The 24,569-nt window shown below is 39.7% G+C and carries 20 protein-coding genes; 17 read left to right on the top strand and 3 right to left on the bottom strand.

Annotated elements, in window-relative coordinates:
* Nucleotides 1-24 precede the first annotated feature (24 nt).
* Nucleotides 25-750 carry a hypothetical protein gene (locus EFA47_RS06380; protein WP_122642510.1) on the bottom strand — a complete coding sequence of 242 codons (726 nt, stop codon included), beginning with the start codon at nucleotides 748-750 and terminating at the stop codon, nucleotides 25-27.
* A 386-nt stretch (nucleotides 751-1,136) separates the two neighbouring features.
* A complete protein-coding gene (locus tag EFA47_RS06375; protein ID WP_122642509.1) occupies nucleotides 1,137-2,438 on the bottom strand; it encodes a lipopolysaccharide biosynthesis protein in 1,302 nt (433 codons plus the stop codon).
* A 285-nt stretch (nucleotides 2,439-2,723) separates the two neighbouring features.
* Between EFA47_RS06375 and EFA47_RS06370 the strand changes: the two genes are divergently transcribed.
* The 10 genes from EFA47_RS06370 (at nucleotide 2,724) to EFA47_RS06325 (ending at nucleotide 16,562) form a co-directional block, all read left to right on the top strand.
* Nucleotides 2,724-4,520 (top strand): glycosyltransferase family protein, encoded by a 1,797-nt coding sequence (locus tag EFA47_RS06370; RefSeq protein WP_122642508.1) that lies wholly within the window; start codon nucleotides 2,724-2,726, stop codon nucleotides 4,518-4,520.
* 128 nt (nucleotides 4,521-4,648) lie between these two features.
* On the top strand, nucleotides 4,649-5,791 hold the full coding sequence (gene rffA / locus EFA47_RS06365) for a dTDP-4-amino-4,6-dideoxygalactose transaminase (RefSeq protein ID WP_122642507.1): 1,143 nt from the start codon (nucleotides 4,649-4,651) through the stop codon (nucleotides 5,789-5,791).
* Nucleotides 5,792-5,793: 2 nt separating this feature from the next.
* Nucleotides 5,794-6,741, top strand: coding sequence for a glycosyltransferase family 2 protein (locus EFA47_RS06360; RefSeq protein ID WP_122642506.1), 948 nt, complete (start codon nucleotides 5,794-5,796; stop codon nucleotides 6,739-6,741).
* Nucleotides 6,738-7,838: an ATP-grasp domain-containing protein gene (locus EFA47_RS06355; protein ID WP_122642505.1), complete on the top strand. Its 1,101-nt coding sequence runs from the start codon at nucleotides 6,738-6,740 to the stop codon at nucleotides 7,836-7,838. The genes EFA47_RS06360 and EFA47_RS06355 overlap by 4 nt, the downstream gene beginning before the upstream one ends.
* A gap of 659 nt (nucleotides 7,839-8,497) precedes the next feature.
* On the top strand, nucleotides 8,498-9,688 hold the full coding sequence (locus EFA47_RS19815) for a hypothetical protein (RefSeq protein WP_164689936.1): 1,191 nt from the start codon (nucleotides 8,498-8,500) through the stop codon (nucleotides 9,686-9,688).
* A gap of 4 nt (nucleotides 9,689-9,692) precedes the next feature.
* The gene (locus EFA47_RS06345; protein WP_122642503.1) at nucleotides 9,693-10,622 is read left to right on the top strand and encodes an NAD-dependent epimerase/dehydratase family protein; all 930 of its coding nucleotides are present in this window, start codon (nucleotides 9,693-9,695) and stop codon (nucleotides 10,620-10,622) included.
* A complete protein-coding gene (locus tag EFA47_RS06340) occupies nucleotides 10,615-11,925 on the top strand; it encodes a phenylacetate--CoA ligase family protein (protein ID WP_122642502.1) in 1,311 nt (436 codons plus the stop codon). The genes EFA47_RS06345 and EFA47_RS06340 overlap by 8 nt, the downstream gene beginning before the upstream one ends.
* Nucleotides 11,926-11,941: 16 nt before the next feature.
* A complete protein-coding gene (locus EFA47_RS06335; protein ID WP_122642501.1) occupies nucleotides 11,942-13,414 on the top strand; it encodes a helix-turn-helix domain-containing protein in 1,473 nt (490 codons plus the stop codon).
* A 108-nt stretch (nucleotides 13,415-13,522) separates the two neighbouring features.
* Nucleotides 13,523-14,878 carry a sodium/glutamate symporter gene (locus tag EFA47_RS06330; RefSeq protein WP_122642500.1) on the top strand — a complete coding sequence of 452 codons (1,356 nt, stop codon included), beginning with the start codon at nucleotides 13,523-13,525 and terminating at the stop codon, nucleotides 14,876-14,878.
* A 55-nt stretch (nucleotides 14,879-14,933) separates the two neighbouring features.
* On the top strand, nucleotides 14,934-16,562 hold the full coding sequence (locus EFA47_RS06325; protein ID WP_122642499.1) for an amidohydrolase: 1,629 nt from the start codon (nucleotides 14,934-14,936) through the stop codon (nucleotides 16,560-16,562).
* Between the two features lie 97 nt (nucleotides 16,563-16,659).
* On the opposite strand, the gene EFA47_RS06320 is transcribed toward EFA47_RS06325, so the two are convergent.
* The gene (locus EFA47_RS06320) at nucleotides 16,660-17,961 is read right to left on the bottom strand and encodes an RNA-binding domain-containing protein (protein WP_122642498.1); all 1,302 of its coding nucleotides are present in this window, start codon (nucleotides 17,959-17,961) and stop codon (nucleotides 16,660-16,662) included.
* A 195-nt stretch (nucleotides 17,962-18,156) separates the two neighbouring features.
* Between EFA47_RS06320 and EFA47_RS06315 the strand changes: the two genes are divergently transcribed.
* The 7 genes from EFA47_RS06315 (at nucleotide 18,157) to EFA47_RS06285 (ending at nucleotide 24,567) form a co-directional block, all read left to right on the top strand.
* A complete protein-coding gene (locus EFA47_RS06315) occupies nucleotides 18,157-18,498 on the top strand; it encodes a Rossmann-fold NAD(P)-binding domain-containing protein (RefSeq protein ID WP_164689935.1) in 342 nt (113 codons plus the stop codon).
* Between the two features lie 16 nt (nucleotides 18,499-18,514).
* Nucleotides 18,515-19,849 (top strand): lipopolysaccharide biosynthesis protein RfbH, encoded by a 1,335-nt coding sequence (gene rfbH / locus EFA47_RS06310; RefSeq protein ID WP_122642496.1) that lies wholly within the window; start codon nucleotides 18,515-18,517, stop codon nucleotides 19,847-19,849.
* Nucleotides 19,850-19,968: 119 nt separating this feature from the next.
* Entirely contained in the window at nucleotides 19,969-20,793 is an 825-nt protein-coding gene (locus EFA47_RS06305; protein ID WP_122642495.1) for an N-acetylneuraminate synthase family protein, read from the top strand.
* A 4-nt stretch (nucleotides 20,794-20,797) separates the two neighbouring features.
* The gene (locus EFA47_RS20365; protein ID WP_122642494.1) at nucleotides 20,798-21,865 is read left to right on the top strand and encodes an SIS domain-containing protein; all 1,068 of its coding nucleotides are present in this window, start codon (nucleotides 20,798-20,800) and stop codon (nucleotides 21,863-21,865) included.
* Nucleotides 21,858-22,676 carry a sugar phosphate isomerase/epimerase family protein gene (locus EFA47_RS06295; RefSeq protein ID WP_164689934.1) on the top strand — a complete coding sequence of 273 codons (819 nt, stop codon included), beginning with the start codon at nucleotides 21,858-21,860 and terminating at the stop codon, nucleotides 22,674-22,676. The genes EFA47_RS20365 and EFA47_RS06295 overlap by 8 nt, the downstream gene beginning before the upstream one ends.
* Nucleotides 22,677-22,681: 5 nt before the next feature.
* A complete protein-coding gene (locus EFA47_RS06290) occupies nucleotides 22,682-23,713 on the top strand; it encodes a Gfo/Idh/MocA family protein (RefSeq protein WP_122642492.1) in 1,032 nt (343 codons plus the stop codon).
* Nucleotides 23,714-23,727: 14 nt separating this feature from the next.
* Nucleotides 23,728-24,567 (top strand): SDR family oxidoreductase, encoded by an 840-nt coding sequence (locus EFA47_RS06285; RefSeq protein WP_122642491.1) that lies wholly within the window; start codon nucleotides 23,728-23,730, stop codon nucleotides 24,565-24,567.
* The last annotated feature ends 2 nt before the right edge of the window (nucleotides 24,568-24,569 follow it).

The following is a 24,569-nucleotide window of genomic DNA, read 5'->3' as shown; positions in this document are numbered from 1 at the left end:
TACAGATTTATAATATAAATACTCTCACCGATATTCTTCTATAAATGCCACTGCGAGTTCTTCAATCATATCTATCATATCCCAGTACTCAAAAACTTTTAGTTCTATTTTCCTGCTTTCGTCCTTTTGCAAAAATTGCCCAAGCTCTTTTCTCAGACGGGTTTTGTCCATAAATGCACACTCTTCTGTTTCGGGTACTCTTATTTCCCAGTCAAATTCCAGCCTGAGCTTATATGCCGAAATCAGCTTTTGATTTAATATGGTAAAATCTCCATAGTAATATTTATCAGTAAAAAACTCATCTCCGGGTATCCAGGTATTCTTTTTCATACAGTAACCCCACCTTAGATCTTCCCTAAACCTGGCTTCTCTCCTATCCTGTCCCAAGAAACTCACCCATTCAGGCAGATATTTCACAAAAAACAGATGGTCAACAAACAAATGCAGCCTGTACCCCATATAAAAAATCTGATCTTTGTCTATATTGTTCATCCCGGATATATAACGAGGGACAAATGACTCTTTAGTATATTTCTTATCAAATTCCTTTATATTTGGTTCGCTTATCACCCAACTACTTTTATAGACATCCCTAAAATGAGTCACTATTTTATTATCTGTGGCATCCGGCAGCAGCGTACCTAAATAAAAACTATTTCTGTCAGAAAGGCTCCACTCTACTCCTGCCCCCATTTTTAACAATTCCAAAAATCTTTTTGCAACTGACAGATGTATAATGTAACCTGGCATAAATCTCTCCCTATTTAACAGGCTCAAACCTAAGCCTAACCAATCCCATTCCACCTCCGCCAATATCCTTCTGCATTCCATCTATTATGTTTGGCATCAGAACATATCTTTCTTCTTACGTCAAAGACCCCAATGCAAACATACGGGGCATCAAACTAGCAGCGGTACAAACATCGGGGTATCAGACCCTCGCGGCAGTGGCCAAATGGACATGTAAACATGTCCGCTTGGCTCGTTGCTCGCGGGAATAAAATATATCTTTGGCATATCTGCAGACTTTTCCCATAAAATATAAGATAAAGGAGGTGTATAGTCTTGTATCTTTCTATTTTCCATTATTATAAAATGAGAGGCTGGCATGTAATTGTATCTGACATATCTCCCACTTAATATATTCCCTTTTGTGCGCCCTCTGCTTGACGACTCTTTTTCACTTCTATCAGAATGCCTGCGGTAAATAAAATTAAAAAACAGACACACAACAGTCCCATAAGAATCGTATATAAAATAGCAGCCCCCATCATTTCATAGCTCCTGACAATCCTTTCAGACAACACAAAGGCAAGTACTGCCACCAAGCCATACCCCCATACGATTGTTTTCTGAAAACGGATAATTGTGATAACTGCATTTAAAAGGCCTGATAACCCCAGGAAGCCTCCTCCCACCAGCAGAATAAGCAGTTCCGACTTATAGGGACTTAAGTCAGTATTATACATAAAAGACAAAACAGGGACACCTAGAATATAAGCCCCAAGAATACATACTCCTGTTATCATCCCGATGATCCCTATCTGGATGAATATTCTTTTCAAAAACGGGCGCATCTGCCGCTCCGCCCATAGACATGACATTTTGAACAACATAGGATTAAAAATGAAGTTATTTAATAATCCAATTACAAAAACCGGCATTGCAATAAAACCATAACATGCCTGCAGTTCATCAGACAATATGGCGTCAATTGCGTATTTAGGTGCATTGCCTATATAAAATGATAAAAATGCTCCTGCAAACAAGGGAAAACAGCTTTTCAACAGCAAAATCAACCTTCCCTTGTCCAGGGTTTTTTTTTCTGCTTTATAAGGGGAATATGTCCACTTTATAAATATAACCAATAAAATTGTAGTAAAAACCGTGGCAATCATGAGTGCGGCCAATTGATTTCGGAGGATAATGACCCCTATAGCAAATACAATTATAGTCAGCGTAATCCGCAGTGTCATTGCTTTAGATGCAATATCCAGCCTGCCTCTCTGCTGGTACATTCCATGGAATACATCTTCCACTACGTCCACCACTTTAAAAATACACATCCATATAATAACCAGGCTTTTTTCCACTGTATATTCATTTTGGCCGGAAATATACAGGACGTAAGCAAAAGATACAGCAATCATGGCTGCTGAAGTAATCCACCTGGAGGACAGATATTCTGTAAAAGAAAACTGGGCATTTACATCTGAAACTTGAAAATAGCGCATCCCATATTTACCAATTGTTAAAAACAAGTTCGCATTGGCATAGGCAATCGTAAAAATACCAGCCTCCACAAGTCCCACTGTCCTGGTCAGTATCATCAGCATAATGACTGACTGAAAGGCCATGAGCATCCCTCCAGCCATATTCCAGAGATAGCTGTCCCTTTCTATATTCCTGCTTTCAGTTAGAAATTTCTTTATCCCCATCTTCTGTCCCTCATTATTTTCCTCTTCTATTTAAAAATATATAGGCGGGCATTTCATATCTGCTTGATCTTATATCACTAATTTATTATTATATACCGTTTTCCCGTCCCCTGGCAATATGAAGTTTCTATATCCGCCATTAACCAGACCACAAATAAACATTAACCCTTTAGCTGCCTATTAAGTCATTATACCTTATAGATACCCAGGTGTCTATCTGCCCGGGGGCAAGTATCATGGATAGTTTACTTAATCCATACAATTTAAGCGGCAGGAGGACAGTTAATGCATCCTACATTAATACCGGTCAAATTCAGAAGAATATTTCATTCCAATATTAGAATTTCTATATTAATCAATTCCTTCTTTTTTGTCCTGCTACTTTTATTCTGTGACCTTAAATATGAAGTCTCTGATGACTTTATTATGGCCTCTATTTTATCAGGCGCATTTGGTGAAAGCCAGAATCCCCAGATGATTTTTGTAAACGTCCTGATTGGTTATGTACTAATACCATTTTACAGACTGTTTCCTCAAATTAGCTGGTACTTTTTGCTGCAGCTTGGAGTTATTTTTGCTTCCTCCACAACCATTACATTTTTGCTGTTTGAGAGAATGGAGCGTCCCAAGGCTATATTGCTCTCTGTAATGCTGATTTTATTTTATATAAATGATGCATATATTTTAGTCCAATTTACAAAAACAGCCATGCTTGCAGTTATGGCCGGAAGTTTCCTTTTCATACAAGAGATTTTCCATCAAAAAAGATGGCGCAAAATTATTTTTGGGGGACTTCTGTGCCTGACAGGAACTTTGATTCGTTTTTCTGTCATTTATATTGCCGGAGGTTTTATAATTCTTTGGCTGACTTTTGAATTTGTCGCTTTGATAAAAAGGGAAGGCTTTACCAAAATTGCTGCCATTAAAATATCTACTATCGTGCTATACGGACTTCTTTTAATCAGCGCGGCTTTTGGATGTAAATATTTAAACTGGTACACATTCAATAATGACGAGGCATATGGCTATTTCTATGCATACGATAATGCCCGTTCACAGATTGTTGATTATACAGATTATGGTTACTATGCATACGCAGACGAATTAGAAAAAATAGGGGTATCTGAGAATGATTATTATATGTTAAAAACCTGGAATTTCGCTGACAACAATGTATTTACCCTTGAAAAGATGCAGCAGGTTGGCAGCATCATACAAAATTATCAACAAAGCCAGAAAAAGACATGGGAAGATTTATTCCAATATCTGCAGGCAAGGGGGATCAGCGGATATCCCGTGTTTTTGGCCTGTGTGCTGCTTGTATTTTGGGGAATTATTTTAAATTACTCAAAATGGTGGACTATGCTGGCAAGTGCAGGGATTGGCACAGTCCTCATGTTTTATTTTGCGTATCGTGAACGATGTATTTACAGAGTCGAATATTCCGTCTTGCTAGGCGTTTTTATATGTGGAATTTATTTTTGGGGTCATCTGTCTTCATGTGATTCCCAAACAGAAGGATACTGTGAGTCTTCGAAAATATGTTTGATATCCACACTGCTTTTATGTATGATCGGCGGAATCTTATACATTCCTGATTTAACTTGGCAGAAAGTAACGCCTGAGGGAAGAAAAGCATACATCCAAAATGCATTTGACGCTTCTGGGGACTACGATGCCAGAAAATACAGAAAAGTTGTCAATAAGAACAAACCAGCAGACAATTTGTTTAAAGAAATGAAGAAACATAAAGGTAATTTTTATTTCCTGGATTTTAGTACGACAATCCAGACACTCTTTTACGAATGGAGTCCATGGGAGTCACTGCCCGTAGGATATTATGACAATTTTATTTATTTAGCAGGAATCACTACAAATTTTCCTGATATAGGAAATCTTTTACAAAAGAATGATCTTGCAGACCCATTGCCGCAGTTGGTAAAAGAAAATGTGTATGTAGTAGACAATTGTAATATTGATCTAAAACTAAACTATTTAAAAGAACATTATTACCCTGACGCCAGAGCAGAATGTGTGGACAAAATAGATGGTTATGAGATTTGGAAATTTTATGAAAAATAGATAAAAGCTGAAATTTACTGGCATCAGTATATATTGCCATAACGTAATAGTTTTGCCACATATGATATTTTCCTCCACAGGAAGTATCACTGTTGCCAAAGCGAAAATAAAGAAGTGAGGAACACGAGATGATTAGTTTTAATGTACCGCCAACTGTTGGCAAAGAAATGACATATATTGAAGAAGCTATCCGCTCTCATAAAATATGCGGGGACGGGGAATTTACCCAAAAGTGTTCTAAGTGGATAGAGGAAAATACAGGGACTGCCAAAGCCTTGCTGACTACCTCCTGTACACATGCCACTGAATTAGCTGCAATCCTGGCAAATATCCGTCCTGGCGACGAGGTAATCATGCCCTCATATACCTTTGTTTCTACAGCAGATGCTTTTGTGCTTAGGGGAGCTAAAGTTATTTTTGTAGATATCCGCCCAGATACAATGAATATTGATGAAAACCTCATCGAAGATGCTGTCACACACAAAACCCGGGCCATTGTTCCCGTACATTATGCAGGGGTTGCCTGTGAAATGGATAAAATTTGTGATATCGCAAAAGAGTATAATCTGATGGTTATCGAAGATGCCGCACAGGCTATGATGGCCACATATAAAGGACAAGCGCTGGGAACCTTTGGAGATTATGGCTGCTACAGCTTTCACGAAACTAAAAATTACAGCATGGGGGAAGGCGGTGCTCTATTAATAAAAGACAGCGGCAATATTATGAAGGCAGAAATTATCCGTGAAAAGGGAACCAACCGAAGCCAGTTCTTTCGGGGAGAGATAGATAAGTATACGTGGGTGGAGGCCGGTTCTTCCTATTTACCCAGTGAATTAAATGCGGCTTATCTGTGGGCACAGTTGGACAAAGCAGATGAAATATATAATGACCGTATGGAATCCTGGAATCTATACTACTCGCTGCTTGCTGAGCTTTCCGAGAAAGGAATAATCGGACTGCCGGTTATACCAGATGGCTGTGCTCACAATGCACATATGTTTTATATTAAGGTAAAAGACCTAAATGAGCGGTCAGAGCTGATCCATTTCCTGAAAGGTAAAAATATTAAATCCGTGTTCCATTATATCCCCTTACACTCCTCCCCTGCGGGGAAGCGATTAGGGAAATTCCATGGGACAGACAGGTATACCACGGTGGAAAGCGAACGCCTGCTGCGTCTTCCTATGTACTACGGACTAGGTGAGGATAAAATTATATATATCACAGAAATGATAAAAGAATTTTTCACAAGAATACGAGGGTATTAGGCATGTTTTATTCGATTATTATTCCCTGCTATAAATCAGATAAAATGCTGGAAGAAGTCGTCAGTTTAACCGTCAGTGAGTTAGAAAAAGCAGGAATAGAAAAATATGAATTTGTACTGGTAAATGACTGTTCTCCTGATGAAGGCAAGACGTGGAAAAAAATTAAAGAATTATCTGAGAATTACTCATATGTCAAAGGAGTCAATTTTTCTAAAAACTTTGGACAGCACAGTGCAATTATTGCCGGCCTGAAATATGCCCGGGGTGATTGTTTTATTTCTATGGACGATGACTTACAGACACATCCCTCACAATTGACTAAATTGATCAACGCATTTCATGGAGGGTATGATGTGGTATATGGCTTTTACCCTGAAAAGAAGCACTCCCTTTTCAGAAAGTTGGGAACTGGGTTTAATAACTGGACTGCTGAAAAACTGCTGCATAAACCCAAAGAGATTCATTGTACCAGTTTCTGGATAGTACGAAAATTTGTCAGGGATAATATAGTCAATTTTGACGGGCCACACCCATACTTACTTGGGATCATATTAAAAACAACAAGTAATATTAAAAGCGTCCCTGTCAAACATTTTGAGAGGAAGTATGGCCACTCCGGCTATACCTTGAAAAAATTGTTTGGCCTATGGGCCAATTATATTGGTTTCTCCATACTTCCGCTGCGTTTGGTTACTTATTGTGGTTACAGTATATCTGCGCTCTCTTTATTGGGAGGTGCCGTTGTTTTTATAAGAAGGCTTATGGATCCATCACTCTCGGCCGGATGGCCCTCCATAATGATTATCATACTGCTGTCTCTGGGGATCCAATTAATTTTTCTGGGATTTGTGGGGGAATATGTAGGACGGGCTTATCTAAAATTAAACAATGAACCTCAGTATATTGTAAAAGAAACTATTAATATAGAAGAAAGTGAATCAGAGCCATGAGGAAAATACTAATATTAGGTGCTGGAAACGCACAAATTGACTTAATAGAATACTGCAAAGAGAATGGATATATAGTATATGGGTGCAGTTATACAAATACAGATAAGGGCATCCCATTATTAGACTACTTTGAACAAATTAATATTACAGATATTGAAAAAGTTAAAGAGTATGCAGAAAATATACAGGCAGATTTAATATATTCCGTTGGCTCTGATATTGCCATGCCGACAGTTTCCCGTGTCTGCGAATTATTGCATCTTCCCCATTTTGTCTCCTATAACACAGCCTTAACATGCAATACGAAAGATAATATGAGAAAAACACTGGGTGAAACATTTGAAGGAAATGTCCCTTACATTGTCATACGCCAAAAAGAAGATCTGGAAAAAATAAATTTCTTCCCTGTCATTATGAAGCCTGTAGATTCCCAGGGACAAAGAGGCGTGTACCAAGCTGGCAGTTTACAAGAATTAATAGACAATTACGATAAGAGCATCATCCATTCCAGAAAAAAACAGCTTATTATTGAGAAATACCTGGATGGGCGGGAAATCTCTGTAAATGCATTTTTTGAAAAAGGAAATATGCGCTTTTCGATTGTTTCTGACAGAATCTCTTTCTCAGAATATCCCGGGGGAATTATCAAAAAACACTTACTTCCTTCGGGACTTTGTAAGGATATATGCGAAAGGGCCTGCGCTCTGGCCCGCAGAACAGCATCCCGCCTTTCTATCTCAAATGGCCCCGCTTATTTCCAAATGAAAGTTGTTGAAGGAATTCCTTATTTAATTGAGGCCGCCCCCAGACTTGATGGATGCCATATGTGGAAGTTCATCAAATATTATTGTGGAGTTGATTTGCTTAAAGCTTCAGTTAATCTTCTGGAATCTGCACCTTCCAGTGCAATGAACCCCGTATACAGGAAAGGGAATTTTGCATTGGAATTCATTTGCCAAAAACCCGGAACACCTATGCGGGAATGGAATACAGATGAGATTGATTACCGCCGGGATTATTACGATACTGGCGAGGAAGTTCGCCGGCTAAACGGTTATATGGAAAAGTGCGGCTATATGATTTATCAGGAGAAATAAAATTGTACACAAACATTTATAAAAAATCTGAGGACATATTCCATAAGCATAAAAAGAGTATCATTTTGCTGAGCTGTATTGGATTTAATGTACTAGTATTTTTAATACTAATACTTTTAGGCCAACCAATATTTGCTACAAATGACGATTACCGTATGCGCTTGATTATTTCTGGGAGGTATTCTGGAAATCCAAACAATCAAGCTATTTTCCTGAATATTGTTTTAAGCACTGCCCTATCTTTACTATATAGGATCAATGAGAACATTGAATGGTATGGATTGTTTTTTGAATTGGGAATGTTTTCAAGCGTATGTTTTTGTAACTATGTTTTTTTGAAACGTTCAAAAAGTCTGTATGACTTTATCAAAAGGCAATTTATTTATTTGGTTATTTTTGCCCTTATATTCCAAAAACAAATTCTTATGCCACAGTTCACAACTGTATCGGCCTTTTTTGGAATGGCGGCTATTGCCTGTATTATAGAACTAATATATAAATATCAGCATTTAAATAACCATACCCAAGATAACCCCATTCATGACCCCGGGAACGGGCGGACAGTGGCATGTCTAAGTAAAAATAAAATATGGCCTTATTGTTTTCTTTTTTTGTTTTTTTCCTTTCTGTCCTATTTAACTAGAAGATATGTTTTTTTAATGTCTCTGCCAGTTATTATCATTCTTATTTTAGTGGGAATTATAATAAATTATAAGCAGCGTAAATATTTCCTGTGGCTCTTAGCAGGCTTGCTTTTTATCTCCGCCATTCTAAGAATCTGTATCTGGCTAAATGTAAATTCAGATTTGATGAAAGATTATATTGATTTTAATGTTGCCAGAGCGGAAGTTACTGACTATGAAGGAATACCTGATTATAACGATAATTGGGAATTTTATACTGAGCTTGGCATTGACGAACCCGATTATGAAGCCTTATCAGGGCGCACTTTTGATGTAAGTGACAGCATATCCACTGAAAACTTTATAAAGATAAAAGAATACACTGATAAGATAAACAATATACCATTTATAGGAAAAGTTATCAGTTCATTTAACGATATATTTTCACAGTTTTTCCAGGGTGAGGTCTTATTTACCTCCTTAGGTATATTATTTATTTTCTTTATGATGGCTGTGCAAATCTCCAAAGATAAGAACTGGCTGAATTGTACAGTAGTTTGTTTATTCCCCTTATATGTGGTCTGCGGTTCGGCTTTCCTTATTTTATTCGGAAGAATTATGCCGCGCATCATTGAATCTATGGCACTGTTTTGTGCGGGAGGCTTTCTAAGTTTGTATGGCCAATCCTGTGTAGATAAAAATACTCATACTCCTAGTTTCTGCAAGGAGGGCCTTATTAAAATCATGTATGGCTTTACTATTGTCGTTATATCAGGTATTTGCCTGCTTGGAAATCAGTACCAACTGCAGAGAAAAAGTACCGCTATCCGTTCCTCCATAGCTGACAAGGTGGAAGAACTAGATGTTCTGCGGGAATACGCTGAAGATCACCCAGATAATTTTTACTTTTATAATTCACTGGACTTTATAGCGGCCTCCGAGCGAGTATTTGGCATAGACAACACAGAGATCCTAAATATGGATTCACTTGGAAACTGGTATGCCCGTTCACCTCTATATTATGAACGCAACAAACTTTTTGGTTTTGAAACTGCCCTGGAGGGCCTTCTGGAGTGCGACAATGTCTATTATGTAGAACTAGGCGAATATCATCCTTGTATAGATGGCCTGATATCTGAACAAGGAAAGAGGCTGGAGCAAATTGACAGTGTAGAAACCAGTGGTAAAGCTCTTTCTATATATAAATGTACCGACAGCGAGGAGTAAGGAAATGAAGAGAATAGGGATTACGGGAGCAAAAGGATTTTTAGGGAAATACTGCACAGAGTATTTGAAGGACAGACACAAAATAACTGCCTTATACCGCAGTGATAACAAAGGCCAGTTTGGAACTGTTGATCAGGTTGATTACCTGGAGACAGATTATTCAGTGCAGAACCTTGCACACCATTTTGCAGGCTGCGACTGTGTTCTACATTTGGCGGCCCGTAAAGTAGCTGCCGGGGAACCTTCTGGGCTGCACCATTATCTGGACAATCTCTCTGTTTTGGAAAATGTAATACAAGCTGCCCAAAAGGCCGGTATCACGAATATTGTGACCATTTCTAGCAGATGTGTGTACGGGACGCATACACCGCATAAATTTGCCGAGACAGATCCATTAACACCTATTAACTTTTATGGCGTTGAAAAGGTGATGGAAGAACAATTATGCACATACTATAACCATACATTCAGCCAAAAAATTAAAATCCTCCGCCTCTCCCAGGTTGTCAATGATTCATTGGAGGATACAAATGCTTTCTCAGTTTTTATCCGTCAGGCATTGTCTGGACAAGATATTACCTTGTTTGGCACAGGCTGTGCTGTCAGGGATTATATATATGTAAAAGACGCCTGCCACGGAATTCAGAGTGCCCTTTTGGCTGAAAATGTTTCCGGGATTTACAATCTGGCCTCGGGATTTGGGGCCAGTATGGCAGAAATAGCAGGTCGTATTATAGAACTCAGCCATTCAGATAGCAAAATCATCCACTTAGAAAATAAAAAAGAAGATTTCACTCGTATTATATTAGATGCTGGTAAAATTTGCAGAGACTTTAATTTCAGGACTCAATATTCCATGGAAACTATGATCCTGGATATTATTGCTGGACAAAATAAAATGAACCAGGGCAAGGAGGGATCCCCAAATGAATAAATTAGTAAAGGGTGTATTATGTAATGCATGGACGTTAGTGGAATATATTTACTTACTGTCAAAATACACCAAAGATGGGGAATATAAAAATCCCACAAAATTAATGCAGGATGTAGACAAAAAGATAGGACAGATAATGAAGAAAGCCTATCAGATCCCTGTTTACCGAAAAAAATTTGATGAAGCAAACCTAACGCCTGCAGATGTACAGTGCCTGGAAGATTTGAAAAAATTTCCTCGCCTTACTAAAATTGAATTAAAAGACTGGATGGATTCTGAAATTGCCAAAGGACACAGTGACAATTGCTATATAAACAGCACAAGCGGTTCTTCCGGAATCCCCATAAAAGTCATATATGGGATAAGGGAGAAAGCCGTAGCCAATGCAGCCTGGATCCGTTTGCTGCGTATCCACGGGTATAACCCTTTTCTGGACAGGACAATGGCAATCAAAGTAAACACCAAAAGGAATACCCGGGACTCTATTATACAGAAACTGGGCATATTGCAGAGATATACATATTCTGCACTTGAAACCACACAGTTTCTTGTCCAGGCTCTGAATAATCATCAGCCTGTGCTGTTATATGCAAACAAATCTATTTTAATTGAAATGATCTTGTATGCTAAAAAAGAAAACATAGCGATGTTTAAACCCAGGCTGATTTGCTCTACTTCCGAACAGTTAGATTCCGTGTCACGGAATATGATTACTGAATATTTCGGGGATGTCTTATTTGATTCTTACGGCGCTGAGGAAGTGTCTGCATTTACGTATACAAGGTGCGGCAATTTAGAGAAACACTATATAACCTGGGATACCCATGCAGTATATCTAGATGAAGTACAAAGCGGTACAGATACAGACAATGGGAGGATTATTGTAACCAGCCTGTTTCAAAGACGCTTCCCCATAATAAACTATGATCTCAGAGATCAGGTGGAGACATTGAGAGAAAACGGGATCATGTACATTAAGAAGATCTGTGGAAGAATGACGGATTGGTTTACTTTTGCTGATGGAACCCGGGTCGGATATCAACCCTTTTATTCTCTTGCCGAACATTGCCCCTATATATTCCAGATCAGGTTTATTCAGGAAAGCTATACGGCTATACGGATACAGTTGGTAAAAAATGACTGTCCCGAAACAACACAGGAAATCGAGCAATATATGATTGCGACATTGAACAAACTTCTGTCACGAAATGATTTATGTTATACATTTGAATGGATGGAGAATATACCCCTTGACAAAAATATGAAAATCAAATTTATGGTGAGTAAAGTTTCAGGTAATTAGGAAGGGAGATGCAGGAATGAATTTTGGCAAGGTTCTGCAGGCATTAATGAACAAAGCAGAGATTAAAAACGCCGTGCTGGCAGAGGCCTTGCAGTATGACGTTTCTTATATCAGCAAATGGATCAGCGGAAAGGCTCTGCCGTCAGAAAAAAGTATTGATTCCCTGTGCCGGCAAATTATACACGCCATTTTACAAAATCAGCCGCCCTGTGTAGCAGATATATTATGTAAAGAATACCACCTGGGGCAGACTGATAATATGCAGGAAGAATTAGCTGATATGCTACTAAAGGCTTATACGAAAGATAAAGAAATACGTTCCCCTAGAGCAAAGGAAATATTGGTTCTCCCGGTTATAACAGATATTGAACTGGTACATTCTTTACAAGTATTAACCCAGAAACCTCAGGAAGAAATGAATCTCATAGCTGTAGTTGATCTATTTGCTTTGCAGAATGAAAGCCGTCTGTTCCTATCAGGTATTGAACAAGGACATTTTTCATTTCGCCAGGCTATGCCTGGAGTACATTTTTCTATGGTTATTTCTATTGATGAGACAGAGTTTTATAGCCGTGATATTGTATATGACTGTATTTCTCTTATTCACATGCTGACGGGCCTGTCCCAGTTAGATTTCGCATTATACAGTGCCCCTTATGCCTCGGGGAAATTTATCTTTTCAGCGGACAATGATTTTTATGTCAGTGCTGTCCATCTGGGATTGGACAGACAATGGTTCACATATACCAAGAATGCTTCCCCTGAGTCGGCATCTCAAATCTATGCTTCTCTTCAGTCCAGGCTTAGTGTGGATCAGCTTGTGTTTAGAAAAACGGCCTTCCATGATATGCTTAATAACCATGAGTATATACAATCTATCATATCTACCGATATCCGCTGGCTGTTGGGCCATGCCACTGAAATATTTCTTCCAGACGATTTATTTGAAGAACTGCTTCTTAAAATCCCATCCAAATACACTGGATCTGCGGCATTGATGCGCCAGGCCCACAGTCTCACCCAGAATTTACTTAATACTGGCAGCCACATATCTATTATGATTTATACCTCGGCCTTTTATAACTTGGCACTTTCAGGTGAACTTGATTTTTTTAATATTCCAATTATACTTTCATTAAAACAGAGGCTGCGCTATATGGAGTTTATGGAATTATTCGTACAAAAGCATAAAAATACAGGGAATTTAAAGCTGGTTGAGGAAGGCTTCAGTACAGATTTCAAGTATATTACCAACCCCTGCCTATTTTTATCTGACAGCCTAGGCTATCTTCGCCTGGAAAATGATAGCTACAGAAACAACATTTTGATTATAAACAGTACTTCTATATCTACATTATTCTGCCGGTTCTATGATTGTATCTGGAAAAACCGGCCTGACGTAGTTATCAGTGAGCCTGCCGTCATTATGGGAAAACTCAGGCATTATGTAAACACTGTGCGGCTGCTGCTGCATGCAGAAAAAGAATGAATTCATGTGACTGCCCCATCCTGCACTTTCATTCACTTGTTTTCACATCTATAGGTTTTTACAATAGTACTAAAATGTGTTCTATAGATTTTACAGGAGGATAAAAGCATGAGTTTTATGATGGCATTTGGGTGGGCAAGTGTGATGTTAGGGTTAGGGGTGCTTTTAAGGGCCAAAATTGGTTTTTTACGCAATATGCTTGTACCGGCCAGCGTAATTGCTGGAATACTCGGTATTATTTTTATGAATGCTGCATTGAATATAGGCATCGATGTAGGGACAGACTTTCATATGTTTACAGACATAGTCAACCATCTGTTTACAGTTTCATTTATTTCCATCACATTAACTACTACTCCTAAAAATGAGACAAATAACGCTAAAAATACCATTCGGGGCGCAGTGGGCCTGGGCCTGGTCTGGTGCCTTCTATATGCCCTGACACCTATTGCTGCCACAGCTGCAATAGCACTGTCAGGAGAGAGCGTGGGTATGGATAGTATGTATGGGATGCTGATTCAGTTTGCCTTTTGCCAAGGCCCAGGACAATCAGCGGCCTATGGGGCAATTTTTGAACAGTATGGATGGGATCATGCTGCAACTGTGGCTGTTACTTTCGCTGCTATCGGGTTTATCGCAGCATTTCTTGTTGGGGTTCCATCTGCTAAGCTGGGAATCAAGCGTGGCATTGCCAAAAATTGCGGAAACATAAATCAAACAATTTTAAAGGGATATCTGCGCCAAGAGGAACAGACAGATTATATGGTAAAAGATACAACCTGCAGCAGCAATATTGAAACCCTGGCATTTCATTTTGTATTGATTGGCATCTGTTATGTATTGGCAGTTGCTATCAGTAAAGTCCTGTCTCTGATACCTGGTTTTTTAGGTACATCTATGAGCAGTATGATGTTTATGAACGGAATGTATGCAGCATATATTGTCAAATGGATCATGAAAAAAATGAAAATTGGTTTTCTGCAGGATAATACTCTCCAGAACAAAATTACCGGCTGGACTGCTGATTATCTGGTTGTATGTGCCTTTATGGCTGTTTCTGTCCGGCTTATCAGCCAATGGCTGATGCCTATCGTGCTAGTCTCTGCCATAACTACTATCATCACTTTCGTGGTCTGCTTCTATTTTGGCCAGCGTTTCGGGGGCAGCAATGATTTCGAACGTACTTTAGGTTTATATGGTACATGCACAGGAACCGTGCCCAGCGGGATCGCCCTGGTGAGAATTGTCGACCCTGGCTTTCGGACATCCACAAGTGTTGAGCTTGGAGCCTGCAATCTGATTATGATTGCCAGCACTCCTGTATATCTTATTATTTTAGCGTTAGCGTCAGGCACAATCGGCATGTATACGGCTATAGGGGCACTGACATTATGTGTGATTCTTTATCTTGTTATCTTGAAACTGACAAAAACATGGGGCGGTAAAACGTATAGTTGGAAATAATCCAGGCTCCCCCCATTATATGCCGCCATTCAGGCGGCAGAATGGAGTGTATATTATGGAAGATATTTATTATAATGGCAAAATTATCACGATGGAGGATGCTGATGGTACACAGGCCATGTTAAATGCACCTGAAGCGGTCTTTGTTAAAGATGGAATTATCCACGCTGTGGGAACACTTGAAGAAATAAAGCAGGCGGCCTCGCCGCGTGCAAAGTATATTGACTTACAGGGAAAATGCATGATGCCTGCTTTTATCGATTCCCACAGCCATATATGTATGACTGGACAGTTGGCCTTGTGCGCCTCTCTTAGTGACTGTACTTCATACGGTGAAATTGTACAGGCATTAAAACAGTATATTGCCGCCAATAACATTAAACAAAATGGGGCCGTCATAGGATTTGGCTATGACCATAATTTTTTACGGGAGGAGGGACATCCAGATAAGCAGATCCTGGATCAAGTAAGTACAGAAATCCCTATTTTTATTCTTCATATCTCTGCCCATTTGGCCTGTGCCAATAGTAAAGCCCTGGAGCTGGCGAATATAGATGCCAATACGCCAAATCCGGAAGGGGGAGTTATTGGCCGTCTCCCTGATGGCAAGGAACCCAGCGGTTACTTGGAGGAAACTGGCATGAGCCTGGTACAAAAGGCTGTCATGGGGCGTGTAAAAATTAATGTAAGCGCAGTCATGGCCGGTATGCAGGAAACTTATATTAAGAATGGCATCACGACCGTACAGGAGGGCGCTGCCTCAAAGAGCAATATAGAAACACTGCATGCCATGTCCCTGGCTGACAGACTAAAAATAGATGTTGTTGCATATCCTTTGATGTCCGATGGGGGCAGTGAAATCATAGGGAAATATAAGTCTTTAAACAGAAAGTACAAAAACCGCCTGAAAATTGGCGGTTATAAGCTGGTTTTGGATGGTTCGCCACAAGGCCGTTCCGCATGGATGTCAACTCCCTATTTGGGCGGTGAACCTGACTACTGCGGCTACCCCTGGATGCCGGATGAACAAGTGGAACAGTTTGTGGAACAGGCAATATCAGAAGGCCAACAGTTACTTGCCCACTGCAATGGGGATGCAGCCAGTGAACAATTCCTTAATGCTTATGAAAAGGCCCTCATCAAGACCGGAAGCTCAGAAGATCTCCGTCCGGTTATGATTCACTGCCAGACAGTCCAAAATGACCAACTCTCACGGATGTCTAAACTCCATATGATTGCATCCATTTTTATCGGGCATGTCTGGTATTGGGGCGATGTACACCTGAAAAACTTTGGCCCAGGCCGGGGAAACCATATCAGTCCTGTAAAAGATGCCATGGACAGGGGTGTTTTAGTAAACTTCCATCAAGATACGCCTGTGACAAAGCCAGATATGCTCCACTCCGTCTGGTGTGCTGTGAACCGTATCAGCAGGAATGGCACGCATATTGGAGATGAACAAAAAATCAGTGTCTATGATGCCCTGAAGGCTGTCACCCTAAATGCAGCTTACGAGTATTTTGAGGAGAACAGTAAGGGGAGTATCAAAACAGGAAAGCGCGCAGATTTAGTCATACTTGACGACTCCCCTCTGGAAAAAGATCCTTTAAAGATTAAAGATATTACTGTGCTTAATACGATAAAGGACGGCAGCATAATTTATACCCTAAAGGACGCCCCTTAATGCGGGTTATATGCTTAATTAAACGCCAGCACGCCCAGTAAGTTTAGTTGTTCTATAGTTCGGGCAGCTTATAGACTCAACGCCATATATGAAAATATTACATCGGTATAATATATTTTGTACTTTTTCCTTTTCCCTGCTGCAATAGTAATCCTTTTTCAGCAATGCGCTTTAATACACGTGATGCGGTAGAAGCACTGACTCCCAGCTGCTTTTCCGCATCACTGCGCGTGATACTGCCATGCTTTTTTGTAAACTGCAGTACTTTATTTTCACTATCATCTAAAAAACTATTCTTTTCTTTCTCTTCACCTCTGTTTATATTTGGCAGAATAATTTTAAAAGCATTACTGGTGCTCTCAATCAATGGCTGCATTTTATAATTTTTGTACGCCCCCATGATTTTACGCATACCCGTCCCATAGGCTTCAATTAGCTGTAACCGGTAAAAAACATTGGCTAAATTTTGGTTCCGGCACACAGAAATTCCCATCATAATATCATCCAGTGAGATGCCCGGCAGAAGTCCTCCTACAGAGACAAATTCTATTCGATCTGTATATATACTTATCAATGCACTTGCACGGAAAGAATAGTCACGGTGCACCAATAAATTCAGCAGCGCCTCCCGAATAGCTATTTCTGGATAGTCTCTGGTATCAATACGCAGTAACTTATCAAAAGTGGCGCGGATTTGATTATGCATATCCACATAACCATAAACTTCATTCAGCTGCTGCATCAGTGAACCAGTAAATTCTCGGCGGTCCTTGAATATATTTTGATCTTCCCCCTCAAAAACTGCCACTTTAATTGTGTGTATACATTGCTCTGACAATAATAGGCCAAGATTGGTATATATACCATCCGAATTTAATATTTTTAATGTTTGCATCTGCTGCTTTGCAAAAGCTATCTGCCTACATTCAAACTCTTTTCTGGTCACATGAAAGGTCAGCTCCTGATCTAAAGAACGCATTGCCTCGAAACTATCCCCATCTGTTTCCTTAATCATACGGCGGATAGCCGCATCTGTTGCCGGGACAGAAGATGTCCCTTGACGGACATAAACCCCCTCTGGCCTCAGTCCCTTTTTAGCAATATAATATGGCCTTTCTGTCCCACGCTGTATGTCTATCTGGATAATCTGCAGTCCATCCTCAGAAACCACATTATAATGAATAAACATTGTAATATCCGGCTTAATGGCATCTCTTACCATATTACTAATCTGAAGCATAGTTTCGTCAACATGGCTTACACCTACCACTTCACCACAGTCTGTGACACCGATATATAAAGTCCCTCCCCCGCAGTTTGCAAAGGCAATTATCTCTTTCTTAATGTCATCTACTACAGTTTCTTTTAATTCTATAGTCTCACTTTCCTGAAAAATCATATACTGCCTCCTTATCTAAAAATTCATCTTTATCATATTATACCCTTTTCTCGTCAATCAAGTCAATATTGTGACGAGATTGACGAGAAAAAAGTTTTATCACATTATCCATACCTTACATCTCCAAGCAGCCTGAAAAAATATCCTTCATTTTTGATTAGTGCCTGTGTATTACAGCCTTTAGCTGCCTACTTAGTGATTATACAAAAACAGTGCCAGGACAGCAAATTTTCGGGATTTTACAACGTCGGCCCGGACGACTGCGGCTGTGTCACCACAGGGGAGTTGGTGGACATGTTCTGCACTGCCTGGGGGGATGGACTGGCCTGGGAAAGCCGTTCTGACGGCGGTCCCCATGAAGCTGGGTTCTTGAAGCTGGACTGCTCAAAAATCAAGGGGCACTTAGGGTGGAGGCCAGCCTGGGATGTAAGGCAGGCAGTGGAAAACACTGTAGAGTGGTCTAAGGATTATATAGCTGGAAAAGATGTAGCTGCCTGTATGGATAGGCAGATTATATCTTTTCTTTCAGCGAGATAAAGGAGATTTAATAATTATGTTGCGAGACAAGACAGAACAGGAAGCAAGGAAGGAAATCCTTGATATGGTAGCAGGCTACTGCCGTCTTTACCATAAAAATAAAGAGTACAAGAAGGGGGACCGGATCCCCTATGCGTCCAGGGTGTATGACGAGGAGGAAATGGTAAATTTAGTGGACAGCTCCCTGGAATTTTGGCTGACAGCAGGCCGCTATACACAAAAATTTGAGGAGAAGTTCGCCAAATACCTGGGGGTACGTTTTTGTTCCCTGGTAAATTCTGGGTCCTCCGCCAACTTAAACGCCTTTATGGCACTGACATCCCCCCTCCTGGGTGACAGACGGGTATGCAGGGGGGATGAGGTCATCACAGTGGCGGCCGGCTTCCCTACTACAGTGGCTCCAATCATCCAATACGGGGCCGTCCCTGTATTTGTGGATGTGACAATCCCCCAGTACAACATAGATGTAAACCAGCTTGAAGAAGCTTATTCAGATAGGACAAAGGCGGTGATGATCGCCCATACACTCGGGAACCCTTTTGACCTGGCAGCAGTAAAAGCTTTCTGCCACAAATACAACCTGTGGCTCGTGGAAGATAACTGCGATGCCCTGGGTTCAAAATATATACTGGATGGGGAAGAATTCTTTACTGGCACTGTCGGGGATATCGGCACTTCCAGCTTCTACCCGCCCCATCACATGACCATGGGCGAGGGGGGCGCGGTATATACGGACAACCCCCTGCTCCATAAGTGCATCCGTTCCTTCCGGGACTGGGGCAGGGACTGCATCTGCCCTTCCGGGCAGGACAACCTATGTGGGCACAGGTTTGACAAGCAGTACGGGGAACTGCCCCTGGGATATGACCATAAGTATGTGTATTCCCATTTTGGCTACAACCTGAAAGCCACGGACATGCAGGCAGCCATTGGCTGTGCCCAGCTTGAGAAATTCCCTGCCTTTGTTGAGAAAAGGCGCCATAATTTTACACGTCTGATGGCCGGACTTAAAGGCCTGGAAGACAAACTGATACTGCCAGAGGCATGTGAGAACTCCCTGCCGAGCTGGTTTGGTTTCCTAGTGACCTGTAAGGAGGGGACGGAAAGAAATAAAGTGGTACAGTATATAGAAAAACATGGTGTACAGACCAGGATGTTGTTTGCTGGGAACCTGATAAAGCACCCATGTTTTGATGAGATGAGGTCTGCAGGGGAAGGATACCGGATAATCGGGACACTGGAAAATACGGACAGGATCATGAATGATACATTCTGGGTAGGGGTATATCCAGGAATGACGGATGAAATGGTCGATGATATGGCAGAAGTCATCAGAGATGCCGTCTCCTGATATCATTTAAAGAAATTCTGCAGCTTTTTACCTTTACAAATAGAAATTTACTTTTAAGAATGAAAATTTCTATTTTTATAATAAAACATAATTACAAACATATACGAAAGGAAAAGGATATGAAAACATTTATTATTGCAGAAATAGGAATCAACCATAACGGAGATATGACACTGGCAAAACGTTTAATTGATGTGGCGGTTGTAGCTGGCTGTGATGCTGTAAAATTTCAGAAAAGAACAATAGATAAGGTATATACACAGGAATATCTTGCCCAGCCAAGGCAAAGTCCCTGGGGTACTACGCAAAGAGAACAAAAGGAAGGACTTGAATTTAACAAGAAAGATTACGATGAAATTGACAGCTATTGTAAAGAAAGAAATATTGCATGGTATGCTTCTGCATGGGATGTAGACTCTCAGAAATTCTTACAACAATATGACTGTAAATATAATAAAGTTGCCTCTGCCATGCTGACGAACAGTGGACTGCTGGAAGAAATTGCGAAAGAGAAAAAGTATACCTTTATTGCCACTGGAATGAGCAGTTACGAGGAGATTGACTATGCAATTGAAATATTTAGGAAATACAATTGTCCCTTTGAGCTTATGCACTGTAACAGCACTTATCCAATGCCTATAGAAGATGCTAATTTGAAACTAATAGGTGTACTGGCCAATAAATATCAGTGTAAGGTTGGCTACAGTGGGCATGAGGCAGGCACGCTGGTCAGCACCTGCGCCGTCGCCATGGGCGCTACCTCTATAGAAAGACATATTACGTTAGACCGAACTATGTACGGCTCTGACCAGAAAGCATCTATCGAGCCTTATGAGCTGTGTTCTCTCGTAAAGGATATACGGGATACAGAGAAAATAATGGGGAATGGTGAAAAAGTATTAACAGACGCAGAAAAGGCAGTAAAAGCTAAACTGAGAGGTTAGACAAATGATAAAGTTAGTGATATTTGATATAGATGGGGTGCTGACTGATGGAGCAATGATTGTAGACGCATCAGGGAAAGAACAAAAACGTATTAATTTAAAGGATATTGATGCTATATTTGCTCTGAAAAAAGAAGGATATATGATTGCTGCCGTAACAGGTGAAAATACAGAAATAGTTACTTATTTTGAAAACAGATTTCCCTGGGATTATTTTTATAAGGGCATTAAGAAAAAGAAAGAAGCTATTGAAGAAATCATACAGAAGTCTGGTCATTCTATAAAAAACACGTGTTTCATAGGTGATGGAAAATATGATGTTGATGCAATCCGCTTGGTTGGATTAGGTGTTTGCCCGGCGGACGCTGTAACAGATGCCAGAGTAGCTGCGGATATCATTCTGCATAATACCGGCGGAAATGGCTGCGTATGGGAATTAGCAGAAATTTTAAAGCGTCTCAAAAATAAAGATAGCGAATATCAATACTTTTATGAGCATTTATATGATCATATGTGTATCTTTAAGAATATCGTTTCTGATTATAAACTTGTAGAAAAGGTAATGCAGGCAGGTAAAGAGTTGACTAAAATTTTGTCAGGAAAGGGACAGCTGTTTTTATGCGGCAACGGAGGCAGTGCGGCTGATGCACAACATATAGCGACAGAATTCGTGAGTAGATTTTATAAAGAACGTCCTGGCATGAATGCAGAAGCTTTGACTGTCAATACATCTACCCTTACGGCAGTGGGAAATGATTATAGCTTCGAAAGAATTTTTGTGCGCCAGCTTGAGGCGAAAGCGAACGCTGGTGACATGCTTATTGGTATTTCCACAAGTGGCCGTTCAAAAAATGTTATAGAAGGTCTGAAATATGCGAAAGAAAAAGGCATAAAAACAGTTATCTTGATGGGAGAACACCACACGCCTGAATTAAAAGATTTTGTTGATTATATTATTAAAGTTCCAAGCAAAGATACGCCACGTATACAAGAAGCACATATATTTATTGGTCATTTACTTGCAGAATATGTGGAAGAAGAACTTTTTAACAGAGGAATATATAATGATTAAATTAGGTATTATGCAAGGAAGGTTTACAGATAAAGGAGGCTTTTACCCTCAGCAATTCCCCTGGAATAACTGGCAAAAAGAGTTTGAAACTGCAAAAGAAGCGAAAATAGAGTATATAGAATGGATGTTTAATTATGATAATTTTTTTCAGAATCCGTTGTGGCATAAAGATGGGAAAGAAAAAATTATCAGGTGTCAGTCTGAAACAGGTATATCTGTTATTTCTGTATGTGCTAATTATTTTATGGTAAATGGACTGTTTAAAGAGGACTTTTTAGATAATGATTCGTATTCTATACTTGAAACATTAATGAAAAATATCAGGGAAATTGGTGCCAAAATATTAGTATTACCTATTTTTGAAAAAAATCTTCCCACTCATTTAGACCCCCAAAAAATAGTAAAACAATTAAAAAATATTGAGATATTGGCTGAAAACCAAAAGGTCAGAATTGCCCTGGAAAGTGACTGGGACGCAAACTTATATAACCAATTACTTTCTGAATTAAATTCTGATTATATAGGCATATGTTATGATCTGGGAAATGCATCAGGCAACAGGAAAAATATTCTAAAAGAATTAACATTACTAGAAGGTAAAATTATTGAAATTCACATAAAGGATAAACCCATAAATGGCAATACTGTAATGCTGGGCCAAGGAGATGTCGATTTCAAGGCCTGCATAAATCAGTTTAGACAAATGGCATTTACCGGACCATTTATTTTAGAATCATATTATGGAGAGCATGCTGTTTTGGATACTCTTCATAATATCAACTATGTCAGAAGACTATATAAAGGAGCTTAATTTTCATGAAAGTTTTATTCATCGGTTTAGGAAGTGCCGGACAGAGACATCTGCGAAATATTAAACGATTGTTGGGAAATGAAGCAGTAATTTCAGCATATAGAGTGAGAAGTTTTGAAAGAGTATTTGATGATAACTTAAAAATACTGCCTGAAAAGACACTGGCAGAAACATATAATATACAGGAGTTTTATGATCTAAGTGATGCGCTTTCACAAAAACCAGATGTTACCATTATATCCAATCCTAACAGCATGCACATACAATGTGCCTTAGAGGCGGCCCGGGCAGGCAGTGATTTATTTATAGAAAAGCCTCTTTCTGTTAATTTAGAAGGCGTGGAGGAACTAAAAAGGGTTGTCAGCAAAAATAAGCTTAAAGCCTACGTAGGCTTCCAAAACAGATTTCACCCTGCTGTTCAAAAGGTCAAACAAATATTAGATGAAAAAAAACTTGGGAATTTAATATCCGTCCACTGTGAAATTGGTGAATTACTTACTAAAATGCATACTTATGAAGACTATCGGAGCATGAATGAATCTCAGCGTTCAACTGGAGGCGGCGTAGTTTTATGTCAAATACATGAGCTGGACTATTTATATTGGATGTTTGGTATGCCAAAAGAACTGGTGGCATTCGGAGGAAAAAACAGCCATCTAGAAATAGATGTGGAAGATCATGCGGTTACCTTATGCAAATATAAGCAAAATACGTATGAATTTCCAGTAATTATACAACAGGATTTTTTACAGACACCTCCTGTCCGTACATGTAAGATTGCAGGGGAGTATGGAAAAGCTGAATTAGATCTGCTTAAAAATGAATGCAAAATTTCGATGATAAATGGGGATATTGAGCATCATATTTATTCTGAATTCACTCGTAATGATATGTTTCTTAAAGAAATGGAAGCATTTTTAAACTGTGTAAAAACAAGGGAGAGTGAGTTTGTAGGAATCGAAGACGGGTGTGCCAGCCTTAAAGTCGCATTAGCTATAAAAGAATCTATGGCTGCAGGAACACTCATACAATTTTAAAGCGGGGGTTAGGTATGGCAAAAACTATAAAAGAACTTTTCGGTTTAGCTGGTAAAACAGCTGTGATTACAGGCGGTGCAGGCCTTTTAGGATACAAACATGCTGAAGCATTGATGGAGTTTGGAGCAAACTGTGTACTAGTTGATATATGTCACGAAAAAGCTGAAAAGGCGGCGGCGGAATTGTCGGAGAAGTTTGCGGGAAATGCTCTTGGAGTCTGTACTGATATTACTTCCAAAGAAGAAGTAGAAAGACTTAAGAATAAAGTGGTAAAACATTTTGGCAATATAAACATTTTGATAAATAACGCTGCAAATAATCCTAAATTTGAAGAAATTGAGAAAAAAGAGGATCTTTCAAAGCGCTTTGAGACCTTTCCTTTACAAAATTGGATGGATGATATCTCTGTGGGTTTAACAGGAGCTTTTTTATGTACCCAGATATTCGGCACTTATTTTGCTGAGCAAAATGAGGGTGTAATATTAAACATCTCTTCTGATTTGGGAGTAATCGCACCAGATCAAAGAATATACAGACAAGAGGGTATCTCCGACTGGGAACAGCCAACTAAGCCAGTCACCTATTCTGTAATAAAAACCGGACTGATAGGACTGACTCGTTATATAGCTACTTACTGGGCAGATAAAGGCATTCGTTGTAACGCGCTTGTTCCAGGCGGTGTGTATACAGGACAAAACGAAGTGTTTCTTAAAAAACTTACTAATCTAATACCTATGGGAAGGATGGCTGAACCTGATGAATATAAAGCTGCTGTTCTATTCCTTTGTTCTGATGCCTCGAAATATATGACTGGCGCTTCTCTTACGATGGAAGGCGGACGGACATGCTGGTAAAA

The sequence above is a fragment of the Luxibacter massiliensis genome, assembly GCF_900604355.1.
Lineage (GTDB): Bacteria > Bacillota > Clostridia > Lachnospirales > Lachnospiraceae > Luxibacter > Luxibacter massiliensis.
This window is presented reverse-complemented; position numbering and strand designations above follow the sequence as displayed.

Excerpts from the sequence above, each read along its gene's own strand:
- EFA47_RS06380 (WP_122642510.1), bottom strand. The coding sequence starts at position 750 with ATGCCAGGTTACATTATACATCTGTCAGTTGCAAAAAGATTTTTGGAA.
- EFA47_RS06375 (WP_122642509.1), bottom strand. The coding sequence starts at position 2,438 with ATGGGGATAAAGAAATTTCTAACTGAAAGCAGGAATATAGAAAGGGAC.
- EFA47_RS06370 (WP_122642508.1), top strand. The coding sequence starts at position 2,724 with ATGCATCCTACATTAATACCGGTCAAATTCAGAAGAATATTTCATTCC.
- rffA (WP_122642507.1), top strand. The coding sequence starts at position 4,649 with ATGATTAGTTTTAATGTACCGCCAACTGTTGGCAAAGAAATGACATAT.
- EFA47_RS06360 (WP_122642506.1), top strand. The coding sequence starts at position 5,794 with ATGTTTTATTCGATTATTATTCCCTGCTATAAATCAGATAAAATGCTG.
- EFA47_RS06355 (WP_122642505.1), top strand. The coding sequence starts at position 6,738 with ATGAGGAAAATACTAATATTAGGTGCTGGAAACGCACAAATTGACTTA.
- EFA47_RS19815 (WP_164689936.1), top strand. The coding sequence starts at position 8,498 with ATGTCTCTGCCAGTTATTATCATTCTTATTTTAGTGGGAATTATAATA.
- EFA47_RS06345 (WP_122642503.1), top strand. The coding sequence starts at position 9,693 with ATGAAGAGAATAGGGATTACGGGAGCAAAAGGATTTTTAGGGAAATAC.
- EFA47_RS06340 (WP_122642502.1), top strand. The coding sequence starts at position 10,615 with ATGAATAAATTAGTAAAGGGTGTATTATGTAATGCATGGACGTTAGTG.
- EFA47_RS06335 (WP_122642501.1), top strand. The coding sequence starts at position 11,942 with ATGAATTTTGGCAAGGTTCTGCAGGCATTAATGAACAAAGCAGAGATT.
- EFA47_RS06330 (WP_122642500.1), top strand. The coding sequence starts at position 13,523 with ATGAGTTTTATGATGGCATTTGGGTGGGCAAGTGTGATGTTAGGGTTA.
- EFA47_RS06325 (WP_122642499.1), top strand. The coding sequence starts at position 14,934 with ATGGAAGATATTTATTATAATGGCAAAATTATCACGATGGAGGATGCT.
- EFA47_RS06320 (WP_122642498.1), bottom strand. The coding sequence starts at position 17,961 with ATGATTTTTCAGGAAAGTGAGACTATAGAATTAAAAGAAACTGTAGTA.
- rfbH (WP_122642496.1), top strand. The coding sequence starts at position 18,515 with ATGTTGCGAGACAAGACAGAACAGGAAGCAAGGAAGGAAATCCTTGAT.
- EFA47_RS06305 (WP_122642495.1), top strand. The coding sequence starts at position 19,969 with ATGAAAACATTTATTATTGCAGAAATAGGAATCAACCATAACGGAGAT.
- EFA47_RS20365 (WP_122642494.1), top strand. The coding sequence starts at position 20,798 with ATGATAAAGTTAGTGATATTTGATATAGATGGGGTGCTGACTGATGGA.
- EFA47_RS06295 (WP_164689934.1), top strand. The coding sequence starts at position 21,858 with ATGATTAAATTAGGTATTATGCAAGGAAGGTTTACAGATAAAGGAGGC.
- EFA47_RS06290 (WP_122642492.1), top strand. The coding sequence starts at position 22,682 with ATGAAAGTTTTATTCATCGGTTTAGGAAGTGCCGGACAGAGACATCTG.
- EFA47_RS06285 (WP_122642491.1), top strand. The coding sequence starts at position 23,728 with ATGGCAAAAACTATAAAAGAACTTTTCGGTTTAGCTGGTAAAACAGCT.